The following is a 24,684-nucleotide window of genomic DNA, read 5'->3' as shown; positions in this document are numbered from 1 at the left end:
GCGCAGCGTGTGGCGTTGAATAACCGATTTCGAACCAGTGCCTTAGACACTTCGCTTTGGCGTATCTAGAGGTACTGACTAGTAAGTGGCGCAAACCTGTTGACTTTGTGGCACGGCTCACTCATAGTTACTTGCATCAGCGCCGAGTAACTCGACCGGGCCCGTAAGGGTCGCTGTGGTGCTTACCGGACCATGGCGGTTCGGTTACTCAGTTGCCACGCCGGTCGGGAGGCTTGTTGGCCTTGCAGTGTCCACGTCAGGAATTAGCTAGTCGGGCGGTCTTGGGCGATGGACGTCCACCGTCAGAAGCGCCGGTTTGTACTCGCGGCAATGATGCCCGAATGCGGCCCAGGTACTCACTAAGGAGAATTTTGTATGAACCGAAACTTCGGCTATCTACGAAAAGCGGCTTTGGCCGTTGCCGCTATGACGGCCTCGGCGCTCGTCTTGTCGGGATGTTCAGGGCAGGCGGCCCAGGAAGGGTCGGGAAATACCATCAAGGTTTTTCTCAGCTACGCCGGGGAGAACGCCATAAACTCTCACCCGCAGACGCTGCTTGGCGCCGAAGCGGCAGTGAAAGCGATTAACGCGAACGGCGGAGTCAAGGGCCGCCAGATCGAACTGGTCGCGTGCGACAACCGGTTCGAGGCGCAGCAGGCCTTGGTTTGCGCGCGGCAAGGATCGGCAAAGGACATCGTCGCGTGGGTGGGGCAGGATGATATTCAGTCGGATCAATCCTTACCTCTTCTGGCTGCCGCGGGAATCCCCTCAGTCGGACTCTTCAGCTATTCCAATCCGGCGGACTTCACCAGTCCCGCAAGCTTCCCCATCACGGCCGGTGCGACTGCTTCAAACCTTGGGATTCCCCAAGTGCTTGAGCAGTTGGGGGTGAAGCGGGTCATGTCCCAAGCGTGTGAATATCCGGCCTGCGGCATCCTCGCAGAGCAGATTTCGACCTTCGGTCCGGAATTTGGACTGGACGTTGCTCCGGAATCCTTGGAGGTGCCTAACGCGGGTTTACCGGACTACTCGCCGGCGGTTCAAAAAAACGAAGGGTATTGGCCCTGAAGCCGTCGTTCAGATCCTCTCAGGGGGAACGTCCATTGCGCTTATCAAGGCTGCCCGGGACATCGGCTTCGAGCCACTGTATGCAGGGAATCCTCAGGCAATTACGGAAAAGGAGGCCGCGCAGAATGGCGAGCTTCTTGAGGGATACCTCACTCCCGCGGCATTCCCGTCCCCTCGGGCACATGCGGATTGGCCGATTATGCAGAAGTACATCCAGGATCGGGGCGCCCACGCTGGTGTGACGGGTGAGGAATGGATCGCCGACGCGGTCCTGGATACGTCGTGGAACAACGACATTAATGCGTGGCTGTCCGTTTACGCGCTGGCTAAGGCCGTTGAGCTCATCCCCGGTGACGACGTGACTGCCAAGACTTTGACCGACACGTTGAATGCGTCAGATACGAGTATTGACCTTTTTGGTTTCCAAACGTGGACCCCTGGTGTGGCGGGCCCTGCCGGTTATGAGCGGATGCCACAAATGGTTTCGTACTTCAACGAAATTAAGGGTGGGAAGATCGCTGCCATGGACCTCGCTCCCTTTGATCTGGTTCCGATGCTGAATAAAACAGCAAGTAACTGGCCCGGTCCGGGCTGTTTTCGAGTCTGATCGTTCGGATTCAGCAGCCCGGGCCGGGTCCGGCCGCAACATTGTCTCTTGATACCAGGCGCGAGGATGGCGCCGAGTCCTGCTCGCACTGTGCGTTTAGACGTTGGCTTTCTCGTCGCTGATTGGAAAACACTTTGATTGAAGTTCTTCAGTACATGGTTCTTGGCCTTGGCGCCGCCGCTGCATACACCTTGTTGGGTTGCGGCGTGATTCTCATCAATCGCGGTTCGGGTGTGGTGAACTTCGCACATGGTGCAATGGCGCTTGTTGCGGCGATGTTGTTTCTCACTCTCAGGGGCCAGTTGGGTCTGCCGTGGGGCGTTGCGATCATTCTGGCTGTCGCAGCCACAGCGGCCCTTGGTGCTCTGGTGTACCTGGTGATCATGCGTCCTTTGGCGCAAAGTTCGGCTACCGCGCGGACGATCGCGACGCTGGGTTTGCTTATCCTCATCCAAGGCGTTGTCGTGATCGTGTGGGGCACGGGTCCATTCAATGTTGAACGGTTCCTACCGTCGGGCACTATAGATGTGCTGGGCGTGGTCGGGAGCTGGGATCGACTGATTCTCTTCGGGATCGCGATTGTTGTAACAGTGGTCTTGTGGCTTACCGCGAAGCACACCGCCGTGGGCTTGGCACTGAGGGCGATAGCGGAAAACGCGCGGGCGACATCTGCACTCGGTTGGTCGCCCGTGAAGTTGGGACTGTTGACCTGGTCTGTTGGTGCAGGTCTTGCGGGGCTCGCAGGAACGCTGATCGCCCCTATCACCACGATTAGCGTGGACACGATGCCGTTGATGATCATCCCTGTGCTCGCTGCGGTTCTTCTCGCATCATTCAAGTCGTTCCCGTTGCTGCTCGGGGCGTCGGTAGTGGTTGGTGTAGGTCAATCCTTGATCTTCAGCTTCATTCCCATCCCCGGGATGTCTCAGAGTCTTCCGTTCATTCTGATTCTGATTTTGTTGGTTGTCCGGGGCAAGGAACGGGTCGGCCGCTCGCATGTTATTGAACGGTTGCCGATGGTTGGGACAGGGCAAATCAGATGGGGAACCCTTACGGTTATTGTCGCCGTGATTGCGGCGGGGATAGGGTTTTGGTTCAATGACCCCTTCCTCGCGGCCGCGATAGCAACGTTCGGGTGGTCGCTCATCGTGTTGTCTGTGGTGATGCTGATCGGGTACTCCGGTCAGCTGTCATTGGCGCAGGCAGCTTTGGCCGGGTCGCCGGGTTGATTGCTTCCCATTCAGTGGCATCTTTTGGTGTTTCACTGCCGCTGGCTATGGTGGTTGCGGTCATAGCGACGGTGTTGATTGGGCTGGCCTTTGCATTGCCGGCGTTGCGGACGAACGGTATCAACCTCGCGATTGTGACGCTCGGGATTGCGAGCATCACGGCCGAGTTCATTTTCAAGAATGAGCTGTTTGTGGGCCCCTTCGGGAGTGTGTTCATCCCGAAGGTTGAATTGTTCGGCATGGACCTGGACCCGTTCCTGAACCCTCAGGGCTACGCAATTTTCGCGTTTGTGGTCTTCCTCGCTTGTTGCCTAATCGCAGCGTCGATTCGTCGTGGAACAGCGGGCGGGCGACTGCTAGCCGTTCGGACAAACGATCGTGCCGCCGCCGCGCTGGGAGTAAACGTCATCGGTGCGAAGTTCTACGTTTTTGGGGTGTCGGCGGCGATCGCAGGCCTGGGTGGCATCATTCTGGCATTCTCGTCGCCCGCCTTCAGCCCCGCCACGTTCTCTCCAATGCAATCAATCTCAGTCATCGCCTACGCGTTCTTGGGCGGCGTCGGATTTATCATCGGTGCACCAGCCGGCGGTCAATTCGCTCCGGGTTCTTTCGGGAGCTGGCTGATCGACGTAATTTGGCCGGGTGCCACGGGCACTTGGCTGCAGGTCATAAGTGGACTCATGGTCATCTTGTTTGTTCTCCTGCAGCCAGACGGGTTCGCTCGCGACTGGGTACGGACCGCCGCGGCAATACGTGGCCGCCTTCGCGGTAAGCAAACCAAAGGGAACGACGCAGCAGCCCGCCCATCGGCCCAGGGTGCTCCTGAGACCAAACGGAAGGATGGCCGAAGCGCCCTTCTGGATGTTATCGGCCCCGAGGTTGCCGCAATCTCAGTCCCTCCGGTGCGGTTGGTGGTCGACTCGTTGGGTGTGCGTTTCGGGCAGAAGGTCGTAGCGGTGGATGGCGTATCGTTCCATGTCGATCCAGGCGAAGTCGTAGCCCTGATCGGGCCCAACGGTGCCGGTAAGAGTACGTGTATTGACGCGATCAGTGGATTCGTGCCGAGTACGGGACGCGTCCTGCTCAACGGGGAGGACGTCTCCCGCGCTCCCGTCCACATCCGATCCCGGAAAGGCATGGCGCGGTCCTTCCAGTCGCTGGAGCTTTTCGAGAGCCTGTCCGTGCGCGATAACCTTCTCATCGCCGCTGATGACGGACGCGTACGCCACTACGTCCGCGACCTTTTCTGGTCCAAACGCCCGACCCTGAACCCCATCGCACTCGCGGTGGTCAAGGAGTTCGGACTTATTGACGTACTTGACAAGCGTGTGGATGACTTGCCCTACGGGCAGCGACGACTCATTGCCGTAGCCAGAGCGATGGCTGGTTCACCTTCGGTGCTGTTACTTGACGAACCCGCCGCCGGGTTGGGCGACGATGAAACCCGCGAGTTCGAAGCCGTGATAAGGCAGATAGCGAGCTGGGGAGTAGCCATCCTGCTGGTTGAACATGATATGGGACTAGTGATGGGAGTCAGCAACCGAGTCGTGGTCATGGAGACAGGAAAACGAATCGCCATGGGCCTGCCAAGGGAAATTCAAGAAGATCCGGCTGTCATCGAGGCCTACCTGGGCCAACGAACCGACGAAACGGAACACAACCTATCTGACGCTGCAGGGCGCGGAGTGGAGGTATGACTATGTCCGCAGTGCTTGAAACACACCAACTTTCCTCCGGCTACCATGGACACGCCTTCGTAACAGACCTCGACATCTCTGTAGAGCCTGGAGAAGTGATAGCTTTGCTCGGTCCTAACGGGGCGGGGAAAACGACAACGCTACTTGCGATCGCGGGAGAACTCCCTGCTCTCAGCGGCACCGTGGAGATGTTCGGACGGAAACGAACTGACGCACTCTATAAACGGGCTGCAGATGGGCTCGCGTTCGTCACCGAAGAACGTTCTGTCTTCATGCAACTTACGACTGCGGAAAATTTCCGGGTCGGTGGAGCGGACGCAGTAGAGTGCCTACAAATGTTCCCCGAACTCGAACCCCTCATGAACCGCACTGCTGGACTCCTCTCCGGCGGCGAACAACAGATGGTAACCATCGCGCGCGCGCTGAGCAGAAAGCCTAAACTCCTACTCATCGACGAACTTTCCCTCGGACTAGCCCCGCTCGTGGTTCACCGACTCCTTGACGTGGTAAGGGACGCTGCCTCTACGCATGGCATCGGCGTTATCCTCGTCGAACAGAAGGTTGAACTCGCCCTCGCTGTCTCCAACCGAGCCTATGTCCTCCGCGACGGAAAGGTCATTCTCCAGGGCCCCTCGGACCATATCGGTGCCCAAGTCAAAGAGCTGGAAGAGTCCTACCTGTCCGGCATCGCGGATAGCTAGGCTAGGTGTGCTGGTTTTGACGGGATTGTGGGAATGACGGTCTGACACGCCGTCTTTAGGCCTGGTGCGGAAAAACCTGCTCAATACTGGGGAATGTACTTCCAACTGGACAAGCACGCTGGGCATCAGGGCGAGCATGCCGTGGTCCCCAGCGTCGGCCAGGTACCTGATTTTCTTGTCTCCAGAGCGTTCTTCCTGTTTGAAGTTCTAGGTCATGTCTGAAAAGCGGTTTCCTGGGACAAGACACCTCATTGGGGGCCGGTCGTGATGCGGGGGTTGACTCCGTACTGCGGTGGCACTCCCACGTGGTCGCGGAGGGTTTTACCCTCGTAAGTGTTGTGGAAGATGCCACGTTCGCGTAAGACCGGGATGACCTGTTCGACGAAGTTGCCGATTTCGGTGCTGAAGTCGTCGAAGTTGAGCATGAAGCCGTCCGCAGCGCCGGCTTTGAACCATTCCTGGAGGTGGTCGGCGACTTGTCCGGCGGTTCCGACGACGGAAGGGTAAGGGTCGAACACGGCGTGGGCGAGGATGTCACGGGGTGACCATCCCGCGTGGGCGAGCTCGACTGCGCGAATTGACCGCGCGTCCTGGGGGTGAGCTTGCACGGCGGTGAGCTGCGCTGTGGTGAGGGGTTCGTCGGGACGGGTGAGTTGCTGCTGCAGGCCAAGGTAAGCGCTCAGGCGTGCCAGGGGCCGCGGATGTCGGTGTGGGCGTCCAGCGCGAGGCGGGTGTCGAGGGCGTCACGTTCGGTGTCGCCGGTGGTGAAGCCGGCGAAGGCGAGATACTTGATGTCCTCGGGATTCCGGCCGGCCTGTGCTGCGGCTTGTCGGATGGCCTGGCGTTGCGCCCGGCCTTCTTCGATGCTGGACGGCATGGCGATGATGATGTCCGCGTACATGACCGCCGCTTGCAGGCCGTAGCCGCTGCTAGCGGGCATGATGATGACCGGCTGTCCCTGCTCGGACGGAGGAACCGGTAGCGGGCCGCGCGTCCCGACCTGGGTGCCATACAGGTTCACCGGTTTCACATGTGCCGGATCGGCGTACCTTCCCTGCTGGTCGGGCTTGCCTGCCTCGTACCCCCAGCTGCCCCACAGCGCCTGGACGACCTGCATTACTTCGTGAAGTCGTTCGTACTTCTTCTCCCGTGCAGGGGGTTCCTTGCCGAAGTTCGCGAATGCATCGGGTTCGAAACTTGGTACCGCGTTCCAGCCGACCCGGCCGTTGCTGATCACGTCGAGGGTTTTGAGCTGACGGGCCAACAGGTATGGCTCAAAGAAGGATGTGGAGGCCGTGCCGGCGAGCCCGATCCGTTCGGTCGCCTGAGCGACCGCCGACAGCGTAACGATCGGGTCCATGTTGAACAGCGGATTCGATACGGCCAGGTCTCCGTGCAGGAACAGCCGGTCAGCGATGAAAACGAACTGTAGACCACCCCGCTCTGCCGTCCGGGCATGCTCAACCGTTACATCTATGTCGGTGTAGGCCTCTGGGTTCACGTGGGGCAACCGCCAGGCAGCAGGGTGCGCACCAAAACTGTTCGTCAGGGCTACGCCCAGGATCATGTGTTCGCTATTCATCTACGTTCTTCCATGGTCGTACTGATTGGTGGCCTATTCGGGGCACACCTGTATGTGATCGGTGGGATCGCCGGACCGCCGCCGGAGTGCCCTTGACAGGACTCATCTCCCTGGCTGCCACCAACGGGTGATAAGGCGATGCTGGTGGTTGCGGGGGCTAGTCTTCTGTGCCGACGACCCGGGGGTCGAGGCCGTACTGTTCGGCGACGCCGAGGTTCTCGCGAAGGGTGGTGCCGATGTAGTCGCTTGGGTAGATGCCGCGTTGTTGGAGCACGGGTACTACCTCGTCGACGAAGGCATCGACGCCGTCCTCGAAGATGTCAGGTGAGAGCCAGAAACCATCCGCGGCTTCCGCTTCGAACCACTCCTGAATGTGGTCGGCGTGCAGTGCTGCCGGGCCTACCACGGTGGGGTGGTAGTCGATGACGCCGTGGGCGAGGATGTCGCGGACAGTCCAGCCCTGGCGGGCGACGTCCAGGGCGATACCGGAGCGTGGATCCCGTGACGGGTAAGCTCCGGAGAGCTGCTCGGTGGTGAGAGGCTCATCGAGTCGTCTGCGGTCGATCTGTACTCCCAACATGTTAGCCAGCTGGGGTACCTGTGCTTTGAGAGTGTCTCCAAGGATCGAGATTCGACGGTCGAGGCCCTCGCGAACACTCGGGCAACGGTGGGCATGATCCCGGCGAAGAACTTAATGTCATCGGGATCACGGCCGGCCTCTTCCGCGGCGCGCCTTACCATCGCACGCTGCGCCCTTCCGTCCTCGATGGTCCAAACCTCACCGATGAAACCACTGGCGTAACGGCCCGCGAGAGCCAGCAAGTGAGGACTCGGACCCCCGGAGGAGAAGATCACGGGTTGGCCTTGCTCCGAGGGCGGAATTGCCAGGGGTCCGCGTGAGGCTACGTACTTACCCTGCAAGTTGACCGGTTGAAGCTTCGAGCTGTCGATGTACTGGCCGGAGGCCTGATTCTTGATCCAAGCCTCTTTCTGCCAGCTGCCCCACAGCGCCTGGACGATCTGAATGGACTCGTGGGCCCGCTGGTAGCGTTCCGAGCGTTCGGCGACAGGCTTACCGTAGTTCGCGGCCACCGCGGGGTCGCTCGTGGTGACGGCGTTCCAGCCCGCACGGCCGTGGCTGAGCACATCCAGCGCCTTGAACTGACGTGCGTGGTTGAACGGCTCCTGGAAAGAGGTGGAACCGGTGGCCACGAACCCGATGCGTGAGGTGGCCTGCGAGATGGCAGTCAGTGCGATCATCGGGTCGATGATGTTGCGCACGCCCCCGTGTTCGATGTCTCCGCGCACCGCGGGGAAATCCGGGATGAAGAGGAAGGCGAACTTGCCGCGTTCGGCCGCTTGCGCATAACGGATGTTCGCTTCAAAGTTCGCATAGTTTTCCGGGTTGACCTGAGGGGCCCGCCAGGCGTTGTTTAACGCCCCGGATCCGTCGTGGAGCGCCAAGCCTAGGATGAGTTTCTTCTCTGTCATGTGGGTGGTCCTTAGTCGTAGGGGCTTGTTAGCGGGCGAGGCGGTGCGCGCCGCTGCCGAAAAAGATGAGGGGAAGCTGCTCGGTGTCGCGCTGAAGCTCAAGAACCCGCAGCAGCGTCAAGGCGTGATCGCCGGCCTCGATTTCTGTGTCGAGCTGCACCGTGAGCCTTGCAAGGGCGCCGGCCACGAAAGCAGCACCGGACTCGACCTGCATATTGAGACGGGCGAACCGTTCAGCGGAAGGCAGGCGCAACTCCTGCAGAACATGCGCCAGCTGCTCACCCAGGACGCTCACCCCCAGCGAGGGGCCTTCCGCAGGGCAGGCCAGCTCGTTGATGTGTGCGCGAACGATATGGACACAAGGGGCGGGTCAAGAGAGACCGAAGCGAAGGAGTTCCCCGAGAGTCCAACGACTTTGCCCTCAACCTCGGCGGCGACGAGGACAAGACCCGTGGGGAATCCAGCAAGGACGTGACGCATCTCGAGTGCGGTGACAGGCCCGGATGACAAAGAATTTTGGTGCATAACTCCATCTTGGAACCTTCACACCCTGTCAATGTCAAGTTAGGCTGAGGGTCATGAAGATCAGTGAACTCTCCGCGAGGACCGGCGTGGCGACCCGCATGCTGCGCTACTACGAGGAACAGGGACTCATTACACCCCAGCGCTTAGCGAACGGATACAGGGACTACGACGGCTACCTCGTCGACCGGGTCACCAAAATCAGGGGCCTGGTTGATTCCGGTGTGCCCACCCGCATCATCGGTGACATTCTTCCCTGCCTCAACCAATCCCAGGAAATCATCGTTCGGGATCCAGACCCCGAACTGCGGCGCATGCTGGTCAATCAGCGCGACGCTATGATCGAGCGCATCGCATCTCTCAAGCAAAACCGTGACGCCCTCAGCCGATATATCGCCGCCATGGACCAGGCGATGCAACCCACAAAATAACCCTCAGTTCGTCCACAGTTCCACTGCCGGGCAACGCAGCGAGTAGTAAATTCATCGGCCTAGTAGCCGGCCGCCCCACGTACCAGCGCCGCCAAAGTCAAGCTCATGTAGGGGAAAGATGATGCAACGCGGAAGATAAGGCGCTGAGTTGACTTAGAGGTGCAGAGAAGCAGGCGCGCGAAAACAGGCCTCCCGGTGCATGATCCCGGAGGAGGATTGGGCGCTATCCCGGTGGGCCGGTGTCAGACTGGTTCCACGGCCGGCGGCAGGTTAGGCCCTAAGGGACACGTCAGTTGGACGGAAGGTGGTCTTTGCGGCGAGGGCCAGCGAGAGCGCTGACACGCAGCGGAGCCGCACGTGACGTCCTCGTCTGGATCGTTCGAGGCTCTCGTGCGCACCTTGGTGCGGCATTTGATTCTTCGACGGGAGCCGAATTGATCGGGGAGTTAAGACCCGGACGGCCGAGCCCATATTCGGGAGCTCGGCCGTCCTGGATGCGTTAGGGCATCACGTAGGTAGCGGGCCGGACTGAACCTGCGGCCCTTGGAAGGACGCGTGAACGCCGGTCCGCGGGTGACGGGACGCTGCCGCGGTGCCCGTCAAGGCCCTACTGGGGTCGGATCGAGTGGCCAGGGTTGAGGGCCATTTGACCGCCATCAACAGGAATCGTGTGGCCTGTAATAAAGGACGCGTCCTCGGAGGCCAGGAACAGAATGGCAGCAGCCTGCTCCTCACCCCGGCCCATTCGCTTCCACGGAACCCGTGCGATGCGCGCCTCAAAGGCCTCGGGTTCGCGCTTCTGCCATTCAAAGGAAGCTGGCGTTTCGGTCATTCCCGGGGCGACGGCGTTGACGCGGATACCGTACTTTGCCCACTCCACGCCCAAGGCCTTCGTGAGCCCTACGACCGCGTGCTTGGCAGCGGTGTAGCCGGCGTCGTTGGGCAGGGCAGCAAGGCCCGCGAGGGCTGCCAGATTGACGATGGCTCCCCGGTTGCGCGGAATCATGGAGGCGTTAGCGACTGCCTGGGACATGAAGAAGGTTGCCGTGAGGTTGACGCCAATCACTCGGTCCCAGGAGGCATACGCTTCTGCAGGCTGCATGTTCTCGCCGCCTGCATTGTTGACCAGAACGTCGATGGACCCGTGGTCCTCAACGATCTGCTGAACAGCCTTTGCGGCTCCTTCCCGGTCGGTGATATCAAACCCTGCGGCGGCAGCATTGCCGCCCAGCGAGTTGATTTCTGCAACGACCGCGTCCGCAGATTCCTGGTGAAGGTCGTTGATGAGTACCAGGGCACCTTCCTCCGCGAACTTGAGTGCGGTGGCTCGTCCGATGCCGCGGCCTGAACCGGTGATGAGTGCGACCTGCTCTTAAAACGTGACATTTAAGCTGGCCCTATCTTCTGCGTGGTGCGTATCCCTCATTGGATGCGCTGGAATGAGCAAATGCTCCAAACGCGACACCAGGGGCGAATATGTTGGTGTCGGCCTCGATCACTTCAGCACACGCATCGTACGTAAGTCAATAGGGTGCCGGCCGCCATCGTGATGGCCATGATCCCGGTCCGCCAGCGCCGTGAAGCTCGCAGCCTCGAGCGCCTGTTCTTGACCCGGAAGCATCCAAGGTCATGTTGTAAGGGTTTGCGGTTTGTGGGGCGTGCGTACATATTTTTTTTGATTGTGCCGAGAGTGGCGGGTGTTGCCGGGTTGCGGGTTGTGGGGCGGGGACCGTTGACTTACGTACGGATTCTGTGCTTAACTCGGGTTTAGTGAGGAGTTGATGCGGGGGTGCGGTGTTGCATTCCTTGCTGAAGGCCGTTCGTCCGGGGTGCCGCGGGCGGGCGGGGCGGCCCACCGACTTTGCGGTGCTGGCTGTTTTCCCGGTGTTCGTTTCCCGTGTGTGGGTTGCGGTGGTGTGGCCTTGTTTGTGTATTTACGGCATTCGTCCGGTATGTATTCCCTAGTGAAAGAGCTTTGACCCAATGGTGCGTACGCTCAAAGAAGTGATCAGTGAAAATTCTCCGCTGGTTGCCCCGCTTGCTTATGACGGGATTTCGGCCCGTCTTGTTCGGGATCTGAAGTTCCAGGCCGCGTATATCGGTAGTTACGCGGCTTCTGCTTCGAAGTATGGTGTGGCGGATATTGGTTTTGTCGGGCTTGAGGACATTGCCGATATGGTGCGCCGGATTGCCCCGATCGTGGATGTTCCGCTCATTGTTGATGGTGAGGGCGGGTTTGGGAACCCGATTCATGTCGCCCGCAGTGTTCAGGTGTTGGAGCGGGCGGGTGCGAGTGCGACCCATATTGAGGATCATGTGTTTGGTAAGCACCTGGGAACCCCGCAGGTGATCCCGCTCGGGCAGGCCGTTGACAAGATTAAGGCGGCGGTGGATGCCCGGAAGTCTGAGGACTTCTTGATTATCGGCCGTTCGGATGCGCTCCTGAGCGAAGGGGAAGAAGCCACCATCGACCGGTTGCTTGCGTTCCAGGAGGCTGGTGCGGATGTGTTGTTCCTTGCCAGGGCCCCGAAGCCGGGCGATGTTCTGAATAAGCGGCTCCGCGAGGAAGCCCGGGTGCCTATCCTGATGACCAATGGTCTGGGTTACAGCGCCAAGGAGATGGGTGAGCAGGGCGCGGATATTGTTCTTTACCCCACGCTGACGAATTTTGTTGCGGAGTCGGCCATGCGTCAGGCGCTCGAACTTCTCGCACGTGAGGGCTCCACGGTGGATATCGTCGAAGACTACGATGCCTTCGACGCCTTCCTGGGAGCAGAAGAGTACAAGGCCACGGCGCACAGGCTGGGCCTGCTCCCGCAGAGCTAGGCTGTGGCCTGCCGATTTTCGGCCGGCAGCCGCGCCCGGGGATGCCGCAGTACGGCCGGTGTCCCTGGCGCGGCGCGAGAAAGAACAAGCCAGATATTGACTGACGGATTAAGGATCGTTGCACCATGACTGAGACACAACGAGGTGACTTGAGGTTTTGCCTTTACACGTGCTTCGCCCCGGGCGGACCACTGGGCACGCCGTGGAACCACCCCGGGAATAAGGGATTTGATTACCTGAATCTCGATCATCAGACAAAGCTTGCGCAGGCCTTGGAGGCGGCGCGTTTTGACGCGATTTTCTGGGCGGACTTCAGCGGCGTGCATGACACGTACAAGTCCTCGCCCGCTACAGCGATCCGCGACGCGGTGGCGTTTCCGCTCGGTGACCCGCTTGTTCTGACCGCTGCCCTGGCAGGTGCCACAGAGAACCTCGGGTTCGCGTTCAGCGCGAACATGACCCAGCAGCATCCCTACTCGTTCGCTCGACGGGTCGCGACACTTGATCACCTGACGCGGGGGAGGGTGGCGTGGAACATCGTTACCTCATACCAGCCCTCCGCCTGGCGCAACTCCGGCTTTGATGACATGGAAGGGCACGCAAAACGATATGTGCGTGCGCAGGAGTACGTCGATGTGCTCAGGAAACTCCTCGTTGATTCCTGGGAAGACGGGGCGGTTGTCCGCGATATCGACCGGGGAATCTACGCGGACCCGGCGCGCGTGCATCCCATCGCACATGACGGGGAGTTCTATCGTGTGCCAGGAATCGGACTGACAGAGCCTTCCCCGCAGCGCATGCCGGTCACGTTCCAGGCAGGCAGTTCCAACGACGGCCGTGAGTTCTCGGCGCGTAACGCTGAGGCGATGTTCATCGGTACCAACTCCCCACAGGATGCTCAAACACTGATAAGCGACATGACCGGGAGGCTCTCGGCGAACGGCCGCAGCAGAGAAGACATCGTGTTCCTGCAATACATGGCCGTTCATGTGGTGAGCACCGAAGAAGAAGCCAAGCGTAAGCATGAGGAGCTCGACGAACAAGCAGGTTCCGAAGCCGCTATCGCATTCGCCAGCTCTACCATGGGCACCGACCTGTCACAGATCGACCTCGACAAGCCGCTGGCGGAACATAATACCGACTCCATGCAGGGAATACTCAAAGGATTCGCTGAGTCCGCGGAAGACAAGTCATGGACATTCCGCGACATGGTCCGCAAAATCGGCTCGGACCGGATCGTCGGCACCCCGGAGCATATCGCCGACGAACTGCAGAAATGGAGCGACGCCGGCGTGGACGGCATCAACATCAACACCCAGGACGTTGAGAACACCTACACCTTCCTCGAACACGCAGTACCCGTCCTGCAGCAGCGCGGCCTCATGCAGCGCGAGTACCGCAACGGAACCCTCCGCGACAAACTGTTCAGGCGCTAACCCGCCGAACAACCACGAAAAACGCCCGGCCCCTCCACCCACCCCTGGAGGGGCCACAGGCACGCACCCCGGACGACCAGGCTAGTAGCTCAGGTCGGACGCCTAACGCAATTTCGACGCCGCATGCCTCGGTCGGCGAAGGCTGGAAAACCGCGACCGAACACCCTTGGCAGCCTGGGCTTTACTAAGACTGCCTTCACATTATCTGCCCCGCCAACATTCAGGAAAGAATCAACATGGCGTCCCCATTTCTGCTCAGTGTTCCCGACGAAGCGTTCCGGCAATCTCTTGGTCCGCTCCCTGCCGGCGTGGATGTTGCCGTTTGGGAGATGCAGGGGGCCTGGGCCGGGATGACGTGCCGGACATCGTAGTGTTGCCGTACCAGAGGGAACTGGAGGCTCTGCCTCACCTGCGCGATCTTCGCCCACGGCTGATCCAAACGCAGACAATTGGCTATGACGGTTTTGGCGCGGCGATGGCACCGGGACAGGTAGTTGCCAACGCAAGTTCCGTTCATGAAACGTCTACCGCCGAGCTCACCATGGCATTAGTCCTTGCATCACAGCGGGGACTTCCGGAAATCATTCGCGTGGGACCGAACCGGGCACGTCGGTGGCATCCCTCCCTTGCCGACCGGTCAGTGCTGCTGATCGGCTACGGCGGGGTAGGACGTGCCATCGAAAGCAGGCTTGCGCCTTTTGAAGTGGAGCTCACAAGGGTTGCGGGCCGTCGGCGCGAGGATGGCAGGGGTGTGGTGCATGGGGTTGCGGAACTGCCCCGGCTGCTTCCGGACGCAGAGATAGTCATCGTCTGCGTGCCGCTGAACGACACTACCGTGGGACTGATTGATGATGCCTTCCTCAGGGCAATGCCTGACGATGCTCTCCTGGTTAACGTCGCCCGCGGCAAAGTGGCTGACACCGCTGCGTTGACCCGGCATGCGCAGCTCGGTCGCCTGCGGTTGGCCTTGGACGTCACCGAGCCTGAACCGCTCCCGGATGACCATGCCCTGCTCAGTCTGCCAAACGTGCTCATCACCCCGCATGTCGGTGGAGCGTCTTCGTCCATGGGGCCACGCATGGCCCGCTTGCTCCACACCCAAATCAACTACCTGCGTGCAGGCCAGGAACCAACCAACATCGTCCTGCACACCTAGCCCTATCCGCCGTCCCCATGGAGGCTCCCCTCATGACCCCTGCCTAGCCGTTGCCCGTCCAGGATCTCGCCGCTAAGGCCGACGAGATCCGGGTTTCGATCCGCTTTTAGTAACCACTGGGGCAACATTTAGTGGAGGCATTCACTTAGAGGGATGTGCTCCACACGATCGAAAGGATTACCCATGACCCCCTCGTCCACCGCCTCAGCCCTGCGCGGTGTCGGCGGTTTCGCCGTCGCTGCCGGGACACTGTTAGTTGCCGCCGGAGCCGGCGCCTGGGTCACGGTTACAAAGCAACTTCAAGCGGAGAAGATTGACGTGCCAAGCGATGCCCCGGTACTCGCTGGGAAGCGCGTGCAGGGTCCGGCGACGGCCTACGTCCAGGCGCTCGTCATTAAACGCCATGCCGAGCGCGGGGCGGGCGGCCGCACTTTCGCCGACATCAGCAACGCTATCCGTAGAGTAGACGGCGGCAGTGACGAGGCCGCCGAACTGCGCAAGCAGAGCGTCGCCCTCTCGACGGCGGCCTCGCTGCGCACCTCCCTCATGACCTCCGTGCTCGCCTACGGTGTCAGCGCATTCGCCGCCGGCCTCGGCGCCTTCTTCCTCCTCGCCGGCTCCTTCCTGCGTCGCGCCGGTAGGTGATTGGCACCACACGCTGAGATGTTCAGCGATACGACATGCTCCGCCGCCCGTGCGGTTTAGCGGGGGAACTTTGTCCGCGCGGCCTTCGGCTTTGACTCCCTCCGTGCTCGCCTGAAGGAGTGTGTAATCATCGGCCTTGTTTTGGGCGACGAACACGAGTTAGTCCCCGACATGGCGGCTGCACGCCAGGCGGGTTGATCGTTCGGGTTTTTGCGGGAAGAATCCGGCATCGGCCGGCATCGGTCACGACGTAGTGATGATGTGCCTCGCCTACCCATGGCGAGAGCACGAAGTTGGCCATGGGGAAGCCCTCTCCGGCGAAAACCGGAGCTGTCTTTCACGACTTCCACACCCACGCCTTACGGGGTCAGCCCTTGCCTAGAGCACGCAGGCCATCAAGGTTGCGGGCTGGTGATCCCTGCGATGCACCACCACGATGTCCCCGTCGCCAACCCAGGAACATCACCCCAAGTCAGCGCAACGGGTGTCGATGCATCTGCGAGGTGCAAGCCTAGTCAGATCCAACCGCGTGCCCGGGTCACTAGAGTAGTTCGTCGATTCATAGGGTGGCTACTCCTGTCTGTCAGCGAACCGGGAGCTGATGCGCCAACGCCCGTCCGGGCATTTCCTAAAAGAATCGGTATAGGTGCCCATAGCCAGGACAAAGGGGTTTGGACCAATGGGCGTTCGGGCCCGCAGGGTGGCTTCCACGTCGTAGGATTCCGGAAAAGCATCGACACGGATCCAGTAACTTAGGGCGGATGCGGAGTCACCCGACACCGTCAGACGGGAGTTGGTGACAATGTGCTTGTGGTAGGACTCGGGAGCTCTCGTATGGACCTCAGCGAAGCGCCTGAGCTCGGCGCTGCCCGACACGAACTTTTTGACGCCGTTTCGACGAATCGATTCCCAGGTGCCGTCAGGGGTGAAGCAATCTACGAAAGAGTCTTCATCACCTGTGTCGATAGCAAGCGCGTACTGGAAAATGACGCGCAGGATGTCTCGTTCGGCAAGCAGCAATTGCAACTGCTCCTCTAGGGCATCAGATTCGGCGCTCACAATGAATTCCTCTCGTGTGGGTTTCTGACCTCGGCTGGGTCTTTCATGACGTTGGCTTCACCCAGCGCTGTTTAGGTTGGATCGGTCGGCGACTTCTCGAGGGCCAATATCGCCCGGCGGACTGGACCGGTCGCCACACGGGTGGTGGGCAGGGTGGGCGACGGGGCCGGCTCGCGGATCGACGCTGACATCTTCTGCGCTCTGGACCATCGTGGTCACATGAAGAACCCCGACGACGAGTCAATCAGTCGGTGCCCGCCTTGGGGGAATCGTTGTTCCCTGGTCCCGACACTCCGTCAGGAAGGACTCGCGTGGTATCGACGACAACGACGCGGTGGACGATGAGCCACGTCCCGCCGCGGCGCTCGAATCGATCCAGATACGTGCCAGAAGCCCTGGATACTGGCTGTATGGCCGCCCAATCTAGGCGGCCCCACCGATTACTGGATTTCGGACCTCCCGCCGACACGCCGCTTAAACCCGCCGGTCCGGCTAGTCAAAATGCGGTGGCGCATTGAACACCACTACAGGGAACTCTAAAGCGCGCTCGACCTCTCCCGCTTCGAAAGACGAACCTTCACCCGCGGGCACCGGCCCGTCACCCTCGTCACCGCAGCCCACCTTCTCATCACCCTGCCGCGCGTCACAACCCCAAAGCAACTGGGGCAGCCTGAGCCTGCACGCCTTCCTCAAAGTACGCCGAAAAGTGATCGCCGCCTGGCTCCGTCACTGCCCCCACTGCCGCCAAAGAGCAAAGCCCCAGCTCATCGTCTTCCAGCTTCCGCTAGCGGCCACCATGCAGCAGTTTCCTAAGCGTTTGCTACCACGGAATGAAGTCCAGTCTGGTGCGTTCCTGGCGGACCGTCTTAATTTTCCACTGCCCATCGATGCGCTCATAGGTGTCGTGGTAGAAGCCGTAACCGACGATTTCCTTGAACGGGGACCCCTCTTTGAAAAGAAGCAGATCGACCATCGGCCAGATTCCGCTACCACTCGTCGGACCGGTGATCTCGATCTCGGGGACACTGGCGTGGTGGACCGATACTATGTCTACAAGAGCGGCACGGTTACTGCTGATGACATTGTCAACCCCGCGGATTACCTCGTCCGTCCCCGGCGCCAAATTGAAGCCGCTGACGGGGTCCGTTACAACACCACGGGCATCAAACACGACATCATCCGCAAAGACACTGCGAAGCAGGTCGTAGTCCTTGGTATCGGTTGCCCTGAAGTATCGAGCCTTTACGAGCTTGATGCCTTCGATTGCTTCCAGTCTGGTAATGGGATCCACCCCGCCTCTTTCCATGTTGTCCATAGTTGCGCCGTCGAGATCAGGGACCGGACCGGGCCGTGAGCGCCGGACCGTCGGGTTGGACGGTCTTCGTGAGTCGACGGTCTCAAGGGACTGCATCTTTGCGTCTTAGCCCCGTGGCCTTTGAGATCTCAATTACACACACTAACCGTACGTAAGTCAATCCCTTTCAGGGTGTTAGTGCCGACTGGCTCCTATTATCGTGCAGGCCTCGGCTCGATGGACGAGCATCGCGCAGGTCTATATTGATGCGCGTCACCGGGAGAGGACGGGATCGATCAGATCGTGCTCGGCTGTCCGCTCGGGAACTGACCACGGGCGAAATGCCCGCACATTGCGAGGAGGTTTATGGCGCCAAGGTCACCAAAGTCACCATCAGCCGCATCAAGGAGAAGGTCGCGGGGGAGCAGGCCGGATGGTCGTCCCGGCCGACGGATCGTTATATCCGGTGCTGTTCGTTGACGCGGTCGTCGATTTTGGTCCGTGACGGGCAGGTGCGCAATACCCCGTTCTGCGTGGTCATGGGCGTTACAACCAGCGGGGAGCGGGAGATTTTGGGGTCTGGGCCGGCGACGAGGTGCATCAGATCACGGAGCTGCGGCGTCCCCTTCCTCGCAGGCCGTGAGGGCTATTGCCAGTTCCTCGATCTAATTTTCAAGGGTGCCCTGCATCAGCTCGGCCAGGAACACATCCAATTGCCGGCTGATGCTGTTGTCCGCGTCCACGGGCGTGACCGGGTGTGTCTGTTCTAGGTAGAGACCTTCCCAGGGTGAGCACTGGAACTCGTCTACCGCCGGGGCCGCTGCTGGCTGCTGCGGTTTATCCGTAATGCAAGCGGGGCTGTCCGTGCGCAGGGCAAAGTTGCTGCGGTGGCGGAATGCCCTAAAGATGGCGCGGTGCCCGATGGAGATCGGCATTGGTTTCCTTCTTCTGATGGCCCTGCAAAGACTGTCTTCCGGCCCTCGGTAGTTGTGTTTGGTGGTGGAAAAAGCGCTGGACAAGGCGGTGGGGCGACGGATCTCATGTGTACGGAGCGTAGACCTCATTGCCGTTGGCTCGTTCCACCATTTGTCGCGGCTCCACACCGCTGGCGGCAATCCAGAGAACATTGTTGTCGGCAGTGACTGCCTCTACTGTTCCTGCCCTGATGGTTATCCTGCCTCGCCTTATCTCGACGTGTTGTCCCAGTGTGCGCTGCCAGTCGGGTTGCCAGTGAAGTTCCACGTCCTGTAATCCTTCGTGGTTAATTGATGTCGATCGATTGGGCGTCGACGAGTTCGCGGAATTTAGAGCCGTGCCAGATAAGCGGCTCGTTGTCGCCCACACCAAGCTTGTGTACTTCGAGCAGGACCATCCAGTGGTCACCCGCCCCGGTAACTTCGTGGATCGAGCACTCGAGCCACAGCGCCGCGTCTTCGATGAAGACCGAACCGGATTCATTGACCTCGATCGCGACCTGCTCGAATCGGGCAGCGCGGTCCTTGCTTGCGAGCTTGCGCGTTAGCCCTCCCTGGCCCTTGCCGAAGATTGAAACGCCGAGAGAGGGGGCACTTTTGATATGCTCCCAGGTTTCGGATGTCTTTTGCACCGCGACCGAAACGAGGCACGGTTCGAGTGAGACGCCAACCATGAACGACGATGCGACGAGCGCGTGTTTCTCGTCGTCGATGTCCACCGCGAGCACCGCTACACCGGATGGGAAATGAGAAAAAGCCTTTCGCACCAGCATCGGGTCCTCGCTGAAGGCACTCACCCTGGGTTCGGTTGCCAGTTCCTGTGTCATGAAATCTAGTCCTTTCAGAAGAGGCATGCCCTCTGCTTGGCGGCCACCACGGTGACCGAGAGTGAATTCGTGCATAGCCCCTGCCGCCGGCGGCGCGGCAGAGCGAGGTTGCCAAAGTTGTTGTCTACAGGTCAGCCATTCCTACCTGCATGGAGCCGGGCTTATGAAGCGACCGGCAAGGAGGTCCTGATTCGTACACCGACGAAAGCGGTGTGGGGGTCTTCACTGCCGAAGTGCCGGACAGAGCATCGTCGACTCAGCCAGCGCCGCCGGTAACCAGGATCTACTTTCCGGCGATTAGGAATGACATATTCGTGCTTCTTCCTTAGACGACTGTGTCTATTTGTCTTTAAAGCGTTTACACCCGCAACCCAAAACGAGCAGCGGATCTGCAACCGACCGCGACATCGAATCCCCTGCAGTGATCCGGGTCTCATGAATTATTTCAGCACGAAGATCGTACGTAAGTCAAGAGTTCGGTCTTCTTTGTGCGGCAATTATGCAAACACTTGTGCGGTATCCAGGCACTATGCGTACGCAATCCAGTGGATGGAGGTGGCTCCGGTTGGTACTCCTGTTTTCGATCGTTAGTACCGCATCGTCCTAGCATCGGCACTGCCCCCCGATCTACCTGCAGGCCTCTGTCGCTCGTGTCGGCATTAGCCGAAGAAGATAGCCCTGTTGTTTCCCGAGAGCCGGAAGGTGGACAGGGTGACACAGGGACACCCGGGCTTCGATCGGATGTCGGCTCGGTGCGGGAAAACCGTCACTTCACCCTACAGCGGGCCTGGAGCAGGTATTTGGCTTCGACTACGGCCAACGGAGGGAAGTAACGGGTATTCGCACTGCTCAGGTAGGCGAAGTGGTGGGAATGCTCCACCACGAGCCGGGCCGGGCGATGGTTGTGGACTGGGCCGGGGCCACCCCGGGTCGTAGTGCAATCACCGGGGAGGGTGACGGAGGTCTATCGGTTCACGGCGGTGCTGCCGTAGGCCGGGCCAGTGTCTGCCATGGGCTGACCGCGGATATTCTCCGCGCCCAGTGGCTCTTCACGTCCGCTGTTCTACCGCAGTCTTGTATTCCAACAACTCGGAGCTCGTATACCCTGGGTCTTCTTCGGCTACACAATCCTTGTTTCGCGATGTCGAGAGGTGGCCTGTTGCCTGCAGCACATCGTCCAGCCAACTCACGCGGTTGATGAAACGCCTCCCCTTTCGCGCGGTTGTCCACCGATAAGAATCGTGTTCCCAGTTGAGGCGAAGCCGTCGGCGGTTTGTCGCAGCTGTGAACGTGTGCACAAGCCACGGCGCTCCGACGCCGTCGACGAGCACCAGTGTTGGCCCTTGCCGGAGTTCCAAGACGTCCTTGACATCCAAGCCGGCTTCTTCGGAGAGCTCATCAAAAGCCTGTTGGGCCGGTGTTACTCCCGGCTCGACGAAACCACTGATGCAATGCCACATCCCGCTGTCATGACCGAGCCGCCGGCTTCTCCTGAACAGCGCAATCCTGCCTCGCCATTCGATAACGGCCGCGACTACGACGCGCTCAGGAGGGATGTCAGTCCTGAGGTCATGTTCACTCGTCAGAACCGGGGGCACGTCGATGATGCTCATATTGTTTCCCTATGACCATGCTTAGCCGGTAGCTTTGCTCCTTCGCGCTTTCGCGTGCCAGCTCTCCAGTGCGCGACTGCACTGGATGAGCGCCACGTCAGGAGTGAGCGCTGTGTTCGGGGGTGTGGCATGGAGGGGCGCCCGGCTTTCTTATTCGGATGCAATGAACGAGTTATGCGACGCGCGGCACGAGCCGCGCGCAAGCCGAGTACCGCCCCGCCCCCTGGGGGAGGTGGTGGTTAGGAGTTGTAGCCGACGGTTACGGCGAGGAAGGTGCAGTCTTCGTCGTAGGGGTTTTTCCAGGCGTGCGGAACGCCTGCCAGGACGAGGAGGTCGCCCGGGACAAGTGTGTGCTTTTTTGCCGCCGGGTAGTTCGAGGTCGATTTTGCCGGAGAGGACGACTTCGTAGTCGATGGTGTCGGTTGCGTGCATCGCGGCGTCGCCTTGGTGTCCGGTCTCTTTGTGCGCGCCGGTGGATGCGGCGTCCAATTTACCGGCTGAGTTGGCCGGGAACCGCACGATACCGAAGGTGGATCCGTTGCGGGTGGCGTTATTCATGGTCGTTGCGATTGAACCCGGGGTTTCTGCGGAGTGGCCGTCGTCTACGCGCCAGTACCAGGCGCCTTCGACAATGCCGGGCTGGTCGACGACGGCTTCAGGCTTGTCGCCGATGAAGAAGTCCGGCTCGCCGGCTTCGTTGGGTTTGGCTACGACGAGGTTCCAGTTACGGACTTCAGGGAAGGTCATTGGTGCTCCATTGCTCGAAGGTGTGGTGAAGATCTGCGCTGGCCGCGTCGATGCGCCCGGCGCTGCGCCTCACGGCGCATCAGACAGGTGCTTCAATGTGGTGGTTCGTCGAGGTCACGGACCGGACGGGACCGGGCCGCGGGCTCCGGGCCATCGGGCTGGACGGTCTTCGTGAGTCGACGGTCTGCAGGGACTGCATCTTTGCGTCCTAGCCCCATGGCCTGTGAGATCTCAATTACACACACTCACCGTACGTAAGTCAATCCTTTTTCTGGTTCGGTCACGTTGGGCGGTTTCGCTCATGACCACAGCGCTTTGCGGTTCATGCCCCTATTTGCCCGGCGATCACGGCGGCGCTGTCGGGCGGGGGCGTGGAAACGGCCTAAAGTGTATGGGTAAGGGAGTTCAGTGGGAATGCGCATCTGAGTCCGGGGACCTCAGGGTGTTGTATCCAGGCAGGCCTCCGCACATGGAGTTTGGCCTGGAATTGAACGTCGAGCGTACGGGCTGGTGGGATTGAGGAGCAGTCTGGTCTATGACCAAAACAAGAAGCGAGAAGGTTGAGCAGAAGGCGCGGATGGGCAGGCCCCGTGACGGCTCGATCCGCAGGAAGGTCATCGACGCAGCCATTGAGTGCTATGAGGAGTTGGGCTGGAGCGGTTTCAATTTCGAGGCGGTCAGTGTCAGGGCCAAGGTTGGTAGGCCTGCCCTGTACCGTCGTTGGTCCAATCGTGAAGAGTTGCTCATTGATGCCTTTCGCGAGTTGACTCCGGCGCTGCCGGCCGCTCCGGACCATGGCAATGTCCGTGAGGACTTGACCGAGGTAGCCATGGAGTACCGGCGGGTCATGCTGGGAGCCCGCGGGCGCGCAGGTGTGCGGTTGTTCATAGAACAGGAAGCCACCGCCGATGTGTTTCACGCGGTTGCTGCCGAGATTTCGGCTTATCGGAACTCACTGATCGTGGAGACGCTCAAGCGGGGACAGTCCCGGGGCGAGGTCCGCAGCGATGCGGACCTTCAAGTAGCCACTGAACTGCTGATCGGGGCTTTGATGCTTGACGCGCTCTACGCCCCGGGCCCGTATCAGGTCCGCGGCATCGTTGCGAAAACGGTCGACATGCTCCTGAGGGGACTGGGCAACAATCCCGTGGACCGGGACACTACAGAAGCCACCGGCGATCCCGTCTAGGTCTTCCGCGGTAACAAGGAACAAGGGCGATCGAGGGAACCGCCCCCCGTTGACCCCGTCCACCGCGCCACCGCGAAAGTACCTGGCCACCCCGCGTCAGGCCACCAGACCAACGCGAAAACCCCCTGCATCCGCACATATCGGCCAGTCGCCTCCAATTCGGGGGCGGCGTTCCAGTCTACGTGGCAGCCTTGGCTGCGTCGATGTGGGTCTGGACGATTGCTCCGTAGTACTCCACGAGTTCGTCAAGGTCCCGGCCGTCGAAGAGGCCTAGAGTGCGGATGGCCTCTCCGAACCCGGTCATGAGGCAAATCACGGTGGAGGCAAAGCGGCGGTCCTGGGTAGGGTCCCCGATGAGTCGGGTGATGGCATCGAGGTAACGTTCGCGGATTTCGGCCCGTGCAGCGTGGGGGTCGGGGGAGTCCAGCACGGCCAGGGCGATGTTAGCCCATGGCTCCTGCATTCCGCGTTCTCGTCTCATCAGCACCCGGAAGACGAGGGCTCTGCCCAGTTCCGCTATCGGGACGTCCGGTTCGGCTAGCAATGACTCTTCCGGTTGCACAGCCGCATAAAGATTTTCCTTGGAAAGGAACAGCTTCATGACCAGGGAGGCTGACACGCCGGCGTCGGCAGCGATCTCGCGCACGGTGACGGCGCGGTAGCCGCGTTCCCCGAAAAGCCGGCTGGCGGAATGGATGATCGCGTCATGGCTGGGGCCGCTCACGTTCCCACCCGCTCACCGGCGGTGTCCTCCACGGGTGGGGCCTCGAAATCCACGGTGATGGATCGGATGTCCACGGTGACCTTTTGTGCCATAGCCTCCTGCGTCACCGGGTGAAGCATGGTCAGGACATATCGGCCGGCTACGGGAAGCGGAAAGGCATACCCGCCGTCGCCATCCGTGCGGGTGGCGCCTACATGCCCGCCACCGGCTTCAAGGAGTGTCACCACCGCCCTGGATACAGACGTGCCACCGGCGCTGACCGTCCCCTGTAGCTGCAGCCGCTCCCGGAGCATGAAGTTTTGTTGAAGGGTGCGGCCGTCGAAGTCAAAGACTTCTGCCATGGGCGCCCAACCGCCGGCATTAGCCACCATGAGATACTTTCCCGCACCGGGGAGCGCCACAGAGTAGTTGCCCTCCGTGTCTACGCGGCTCCAGTCCACCGGATCGCCGTCGGTCTTCAAAACTGTCACGACGGCGGGGATGAGGGGGCGGTGATCGGGTGCCAGGACGCGTCCCTGGACCACCAGTTCGACGGCACCGATGTCGGAGGCTGGCGGGCGGTGGACCCCGGCGGCGCGGGGTATGAAGACTGCGGCCAGCATCGAGGCTGCTGAGGCCCCGGCCGCCAGCCAGAAAATGTCCTTGAATGCGTCGAATGACGGAAGGCGGGTGTCGCCGACTGTCATGGTGACGGAGGTTAGGACTGCGGCGATGGCGGCACTGGATGTCGAGGTGCCAATGGCGCGGACCAGGTTGTTCAGGCCGTTCGCGGAGGCCGTTTCGGTGATGGGAACGGCACTCATGATCAGGGTGGGCGTGGCTGCATAGGCAATGGCCGTGCCTACTCCCACCACAGTGGAACCTAC

Annotated in this window: 27 protein-coding genes; 12 read left to right on the top strand and 15 right to left on the bottom strand. The window is 60.6% G+C overall.

Annotation, left to right across the window (positions count from 1 at the left end; genetic code table 11):
- Nucleotides 1-375 precede the first annotated feature (375 nt).
- From ACPEE0_RS11230 to ACPEE0_RS11210, 5 genes are all read left to right on the top strand, one after another.
- Entirely contained in the window at nucleotides 376-1,068 is a 693-nt protein-coding gene (locus ACPEE0_RS11230; protein WP_424574516.1) for an ABC transporter substrate-binding protein, read from the top strand.
- Nucleotides 1,069-1,267: 199 nt separating this feature from the next.
- Entirely contained in the window at nucleotides 1,268-1,675 is a 408-nt protein-coding gene (locus ACPEE0_RS11225) for a hypothetical protein (protein ID WP_424574515.1), read from the top strand.
- Nucleotides 1,676-1,809: 134 nt separating this feature from the next.
- The gene (locus ACPEE0_RS11220; RefSeq protein WP_424574514.1) at nucleotides 1,810-2,904 is read left to right on the top strand and encodes a branched-chain amino acid ABC transporter permease; all 1,095 of its coding nucleotides are present in this window, start codon (nucleotides 1,810-1,812) and stop codon (nucleotides 2,902-2,904) included.
- Nucleotides 2,901-4,601, top strand: coding sequence for an ATP-binding cassette domain-containing protein (locus ACPEE0_RS11215; protein ID WP_424574513.1), 1,701 nt, complete (start codon nucleotides 2,901-2,903; stop codon nucleotides 4,599-4,601). Before ACPEE0_RS11220 ends, ACPEE0_RS11215 begins: the two co-directional genes overlap by 4 nt.
- The gene (locus tag ACPEE0_RS11210; RefSeq protein ID WP_009358201.1) at nucleotides 4,598-5,302 is read left to right on the top strand and encodes an ABC transporter ATP-binding protein; all 705 of its coding nucleotides are present in this window, start codon (nucleotides 4,598-4,600) and stop codon (nucleotides 5,300-5,302) included. Before ACPEE0_RS11215 ends, ACPEE0_RS11210 begins: the two co-directional genes overlap by 4 nt.
- Nucleotides 5,303-5,550: 248 nt before the next feature.
- Here ACPEE0_RS11210 and ACPEE0_RS11205 read toward each other — a convergent pair whose 3' ends face one another.
- The 6 genes from ACPEE0_RS11205 to ACPEE0_RS11180 all read right to left on the bottom strand — a co-directional run bounded on the left by ACPEE0_RS11205 (nucleotide 5,551) and on the right by ACPEE0_RS11180 (nucleotide 8,855).
- Nucleotides 5,551-5,910, bottom strand: coding sequence for a hypothetical protein (locus tag ACPEE0_RS11205; protein WP_424574512.1), 360 nt, complete (start codon nucleotides 5,908-5,910; stop codon nucleotides 5,551-5,553).
- A 71-nt stretch (nucleotides 5,911-5,981) separates the two neighbouring features.
- Nucleotides 5,982-6,884 carry an LLM class flavin-dependent oxidoreductase gene (locus ACPEE0_RS11200; protein WP_424574511.1) on the bottom strand — a complete coding sequence of 301 codons (903 nt, stop codon included), beginning with the start codon at nucleotides 6,882-6,884 and terminating at the stop codon, nucleotides 5,982-5,984.
- Between the two features lie 157 nt (nucleotides 6,885-7,041).
- Entirely contained in the window at nucleotides 7,042-7,290 is a 249-nt protein-coding gene (locus ACPEE0_RS11195) for a hypothetical protein (protein ID WP_424574510.1), read from the bottom strand.
- Nucleotides 7,284-8,375, bottom strand: a complete 1,092-nt coding sequence (locus ACPEE0_RS11190; RefSeq protein ID WP_424574509.1) for an LLM class flavin-dependent oxidoreductase — start codon at nucleotides 8,373-8,375, stop codon at nucleotides 7,284-7,286. The genes ACPEE0_RS11195 and ACPEE0_RS11190 overlap by 7 nt, the downstream gene beginning before the upstream one ends.
- 28 nt (nucleotides 8,376-8,403) lie before the next feature.
- Nucleotides 8,404-8,670, bottom strand: coding sequence for a flavin reductase family protein (locus ACPEE0_RS11185; protein ID WP_009358203.1), 267 nt, complete (start codon nucleotides 8,668-8,670; stop codon nucleotides 8,404-8,406).
- Nucleotides 8,667-8,855 (bottom strand): flavin reductase family protein, encoded by a 189-nt coding sequence (locus ACPEE0_RS11180; protein ID WP_083875062.1) that lies wholly within the window; start codon nucleotides 8,853-8,855, stop codon nucleotides 8,667-8,669. The genes ACPEE0_RS11185 and ACPEE0_RS11180 overlap by 4 nt, the downstream gene beginning before the upstream one ends.
- Nucleotides 8,856-8,953: 98 nt before the next feature.
- Here ACPEE0_RS11180 and ACPEE0_RS11175 point away from each other — a divergent pair, with 98 nt between their 5' ends.
- Nucleotides 8,954-9,328: a MerR family DNA-binding transcriptional regulator gene (locus ACPEE0_RS11175; protein ID WP_009358204.1), complete on the top strand. Its 375-nt coding sequence runs from the start codon at nucleotides 8,954-8,956 to the stop codon at nucleotides 9,326-9,328.
- Between the two features lie 607 nt (nucleotides 9,329-9,935).
- On the opposite strand, the gene ACPEE0_RS11170 is transcribed toward ACPEE0_RS11175, so the two are convergent.
- Nucleotides 9,936-10,664 carry an SDR family NAD(P)-dependent oxidoreductase gene (locus tag ACPEE0_RS11170; protein ID WP_424575271.1) on the bottom strand — a complete coding sequence of 243 codons (729 nt, stop codon included), beginning with the start codon at nucleotides 10,662-10,664 and terminating at the stop codon, nucleotides 9,936-9,938.
- A 647-nt stretch (nucleotides 10,665-11,311) separates the two neighbouring features.
- Between ACPEE0_RS11170 and ACPEE0_RS11165 the strand changes: the two genes are divergently transcribed.
- The 4 genes from ACPEE0_RS11165 (at nucleotide 11,312) to ACPEE0_RS11150 (ending at nucleotide 15,391) form a co-directional block, all read left to right on the top strand.
- Entirely contained in the window at nucleotides 11,312-12,154 is an 843-nt protein-coding gene (locus ACPEE0_RS11165) for an isocitrate lyase/PEP mutase family protein (protein WP_009359672.1), read from the top strand.
- Between the two features lie 125 nt (nucleotides 12,155-12,279).
- Nucleotides 12,280-13,590, top strand: a complete 1,311-nt coding sequence (locus ACPEE0_RS11160) for an NtaA/DmoA family FMN-dependent monooxygenase (RefSeq protein ID WP_083875138.1) — start codon at nucleotides 12,280-12,282, stop codon at nucleotides 13,588-13,590.
- Between the two features lie 355 nt (nucleotides 13,591-13,945).
- A complete protein-coding gene (locus ACPEE0_RS11155; protein WP_424574508.1) occupies nucleotides 13,946-14,746 on the top strand; it encodes an NAD(P)-dependent oxidoreductase in 801 nt (266 codons plus the stop codon).
- A 183-nt stretch (nucleotides 14,747-14,929) separates the two neighbouring features.
- Complete coding sequence (locus ACPEE0_RS11150) at nucleotides 14,930-15,391, top strand: hypothetical protein (RefSeq protein WP_009359635.1); 462 nt, start codon at nucleotides 14,930-14,932, stop codon at nucleotides 15,389-15,391.
- A gap of 570 nt (nucleotides 15,392-15,961) precedes the next feature.
- Here the strand turns inward: ACPEE0_RS11150 and ACPEE0_RS11145 are convergent.
- Both ACPEE0_RS11145 and ACPEE0_RS11140 read right to left on the bottom strand, forming a co-directional pair.
- Nucleotides 15,962-16,450: a nuclear transport factor 2 family protein gene (locus ACPEE0_RS11145; RefSeq protein WP_009359634.1), complete on the bottom strand. Its 489-nt coding sequence runs from the start codon at nucleotides 16,448-16,450 to the stop codon at nucleotides 15,962-15,964.
- Nucleotides 16,451-17,270: 820 nt separating this feature from the next.
- Entirely contained in the window at nucleotides 17,271-17,765 is a 495-nt protein-coding gene (locus ACPEE0_RS11140) for a nuclear transport factor 2 family protein (RefSeq protein WP_160166622.1), read from the bottom strand.
- 245 nt (nucleotides 17,766-18,010) lie between these two features.
- Between ACPEE0_RS11140 and ACPEE0_RS11135 the strand changes: the two genes are divergently transcribed.
- A complete protein-coding gene (locus tag ACPEE0_RS11135) occupies nucleotides 18,011-18,514 on the top strand; it encodes a transposase (protein WP_083875134.1) in 504 nt (167 codons plus the stop codon).
- On the opposite strand, the gene ACPEE0_RS11130 is transcribed toward ACPEE0_RS11135, so the two are convergent.
- From ACPEE0_RS11130 to ACPEE0_RS11115, 4 genes are all read right to left on the bottom strand, one after another.
- On the bottom strand, nucleotides 18,410-18,679 hold the full coding sequence (locus ACPEE0_RS11130; protein ID WP_009359631.1) for a hypothetical protein: 270 nt from the start codon (nucleotides 18,677-18,679) through the stop codon (nucleotides 18,410-18,412). The genes ACPEE0_RS11135 and ACPEE0_RS11130 overlap by 105 nt on opposite strands.
- 326 nt (nucleotides 18,680-19,005) lie before the next feature.
- Nucleotides 19,006-19,545 (bottom strand): flavin reductase family protein, encoded by a 540-nt coding sequence (locus ACPEE0_RS11125; RefSeq protein ID WP_009359630.1) that lies wholly within the window; start codon nucleotides 19,543-19,545, stop codon nucleotides 19,006-19,008.
- A gap of 1,049 nt (nucleotides 19,546-20,594) precedes the next feature.
- Complete coding sequence (locus ACPEE0_RS11120; protein ID WP_009359629.1) at nucleotides 20,595-21,158, bottom strand: NUDIX domain-containing protein; 564 nt, start codon at nucleotides 21,156-21,158, stop codon at nucleotides 20,595-20,597.
- Between the two features lie 150 nt (nucleotides 21,159-21,308).
- Nucleotides 21,309-21,905 carry a hypothetical protein gene (locus tag ACPEE0_RS11115; RefSeq protein ID WP_424574507.1) on the bottom strand — a complete coding sequence of 199 codons (597 nt, stop codon included), beginning with the start codon at nucleotides 21,903-21,905 and terminating at the stop codon, nucleotides 21,309-21,311.
- A 535-nt stretch (nucleotides 21,906-22,440) separates the two neighbouring features.
- Here ACPEE0_RS11115 and ACPEE0_RS11110 point away from each other — a divergent pair.
- The gene (locus ACPEE0_RS11110; RefSeq protein ID WP_354177369.1) at nucleotides 22,441-23,094 is read left to right on the top strand and encodes a TetR/AcrR family transcriptional regulator; all 654 of its coding nucleotides are present in this window, start codon (nucleotides 22,441-22,443) and stop codon (nucleotides 23,092-23,094) included.
- A 178-nt stretch (nucleotides 23,095-23,272) separates the two neighbouring features.
- On the opposite strand, the gene ACPEE0_RS11105 is transcribed toward ACPEE0_RS11110, so the two are convergent.
- Both ACPEE0_RS11105 and ACPEE0_RS11100 read right to left on the bottom strand, forming a co-directional pair.
- Nucleotides 23,273-23,818 (bottom strand): TetR/AcrR family transcriptional regulator, encoded by a 546-nt coding sequence (locus ACPEE0_RS11105; protein ID WP_354177368.1) that lies wholly within the window; start codon nucleotides 23,816-23,818, stop codon nucleotides 23,273-23,275.
- Entirely contained in the window at nucleotides 23,815-24,672 is an 858-nt protein-coding gene (locus ACPEE0_RS11100; RefSeq protein ID WP_424574506.1) for an MFS transporter, read from the bottom strand. The genes ACPEE0_RS11105 and ACPEE0_RS11100 overlap by 4 nt, the downstream gene beginning before the upstream one ends.
- Between the last annotated feature and the right edge of the window lie 12 nt (nucleotides 24,673-24,684).

Origin of the sequence: Arthrobacter sp. SD76 (genome assembly GCF_049726125.1) — a bacterium.
Classification (GTDB): Bacteria; Actinomycetota; Actinomycetes; order Actinomycetales; family Micrococcaceae; genus Arthrobacter; species Arthrobacter nitrophenolicus.
The sequence above is the reverse complement of the archived record's forward strand: the minus strand, read 5'-3'. Positions and strand labels throughout refer to the sequence as shown.

Bases quoted from the DNA above. Each gene is read 5' to 3' on its own strand.
- ACPEE0_RS11230 (WP_424574516.1), top strand. From the start codon at position 376: ATGAACCGAAACTTCGGCTATCTACGAAAAGCGGCTTTGGCCGTTGCC.
- ACPEE0_RS11225 (WP_424574515.1), top strand. From the start codon at position 1,268: ATGCAGAAGTACATCCAGGATCGGGGCGCCCACGCTGGTGTGACGGGT.
- ACPEE0_RS11210 (WP_009358201.1), top strand. From the start codon at position 4,598: ATGACTATGTCCGCAGTGCTTGAAACACACCAACTTTCCTCCGGCTAC.
- ACPEE0_RS11200 (WP_424574511.1), bottom strand. From the start codon at position 6,884: ATGAATAGCGAACACATGATCCTGGGCGTAGCCCTGACGAACAGTTTT.
- ACPEE0_RS11190 (WP_424574509.1), bottom strand. From the start codon at position 8,375: ATGACAGAGAAGAAACTCATCCTAGGCTTGGCGCTCCACGACGGATCC.
- ACPEE0_RS11180 (WP_083875062.1), bottom strand. From the start codon at position 8,855: ATGCGTCACGTCCTTGCTGGATTCCCCACGGGTCTTGTCCTCGTCGCC.
- ACPEE0_RS11175 (WP_009358204.1), top strand. From the start codon at position 8,954: ATGAAGATCAGTGAACTCTCCGCGAGGACCGGCGTGGCGACCCGCATG.
- ACPEE0_RS11165 (WP_009359672.1), top strand. From the start codon at position 11,312: ATGGTGCGTACGCTCAAAGAAGTGATCAGTGAAAATTCTCCGCTGGTT.
- ACPEE0_RS11160 (WP_083875138.1), top strand. From the start codon at position 12,280: ATGACTGAGACACAACGAGGTGACTTGAGGTTTTGCCTTTACACGTGC.
- ACPEE0_RS11150 (WP_009359635.1), top strand. From the start codon at position 14,930: ATGACCCCCTCGTCCACCGCCTCAGCCCTGCGCGGTGTCGGCGGTTTC.
- ACPEE0_RS11140 (WP_160166622.1), bottom strand. From the start codon at position 17,765: ATGGACAACATGGAAAGAGGCGGGGTGGATCCCATTACCAGACTGGAA.
- ACPEE0_RS11135 (WP_083875134.1), top strand. From the start codon at position 18,011: ATGCGCGTCACCGGGAGAGGACGGGATCGATCAGATCGTGCTCGGCTG.
- ACPEE0_RS11130 (WP_009359631.1), bottom strand. From the start codon at position 18,679: ATGCCGATCTCCATCGGGCACCGCGCCATCTTTAGGGCATTCCGCCAC.
- ACPEE0_RS11125 (WP_009359630.1), bottom strand. From the start codon at position 19,545: ATGACACAGGAACTGGCAACCGAACCCAGGGTGAGTGCCTTCAGCGAG.
- ACPEE0_RS11120 (WP_009359629.1), bottom strand. From the start codon at position 21,158: ATGAGCATCATCGACGTGCCCCCGGTTCTGACGAGTGAACATGACCTC.
- ACPEE0_RS11115 (WP_424574507.1), bottom strand. From the start codon at position 21,905: ATGACCTTCCCTGAAGTCCGTAACTGGAACCTCGTCGTAGCCAAACCC.
- ACPEE0_RS11110 (WP_354177369.1), top strand. From the start codon at position 22,441: ATGACCAAAACAAGAAGCGAGAAGGTTGAGCAGAAGGCGCGGATGGGC.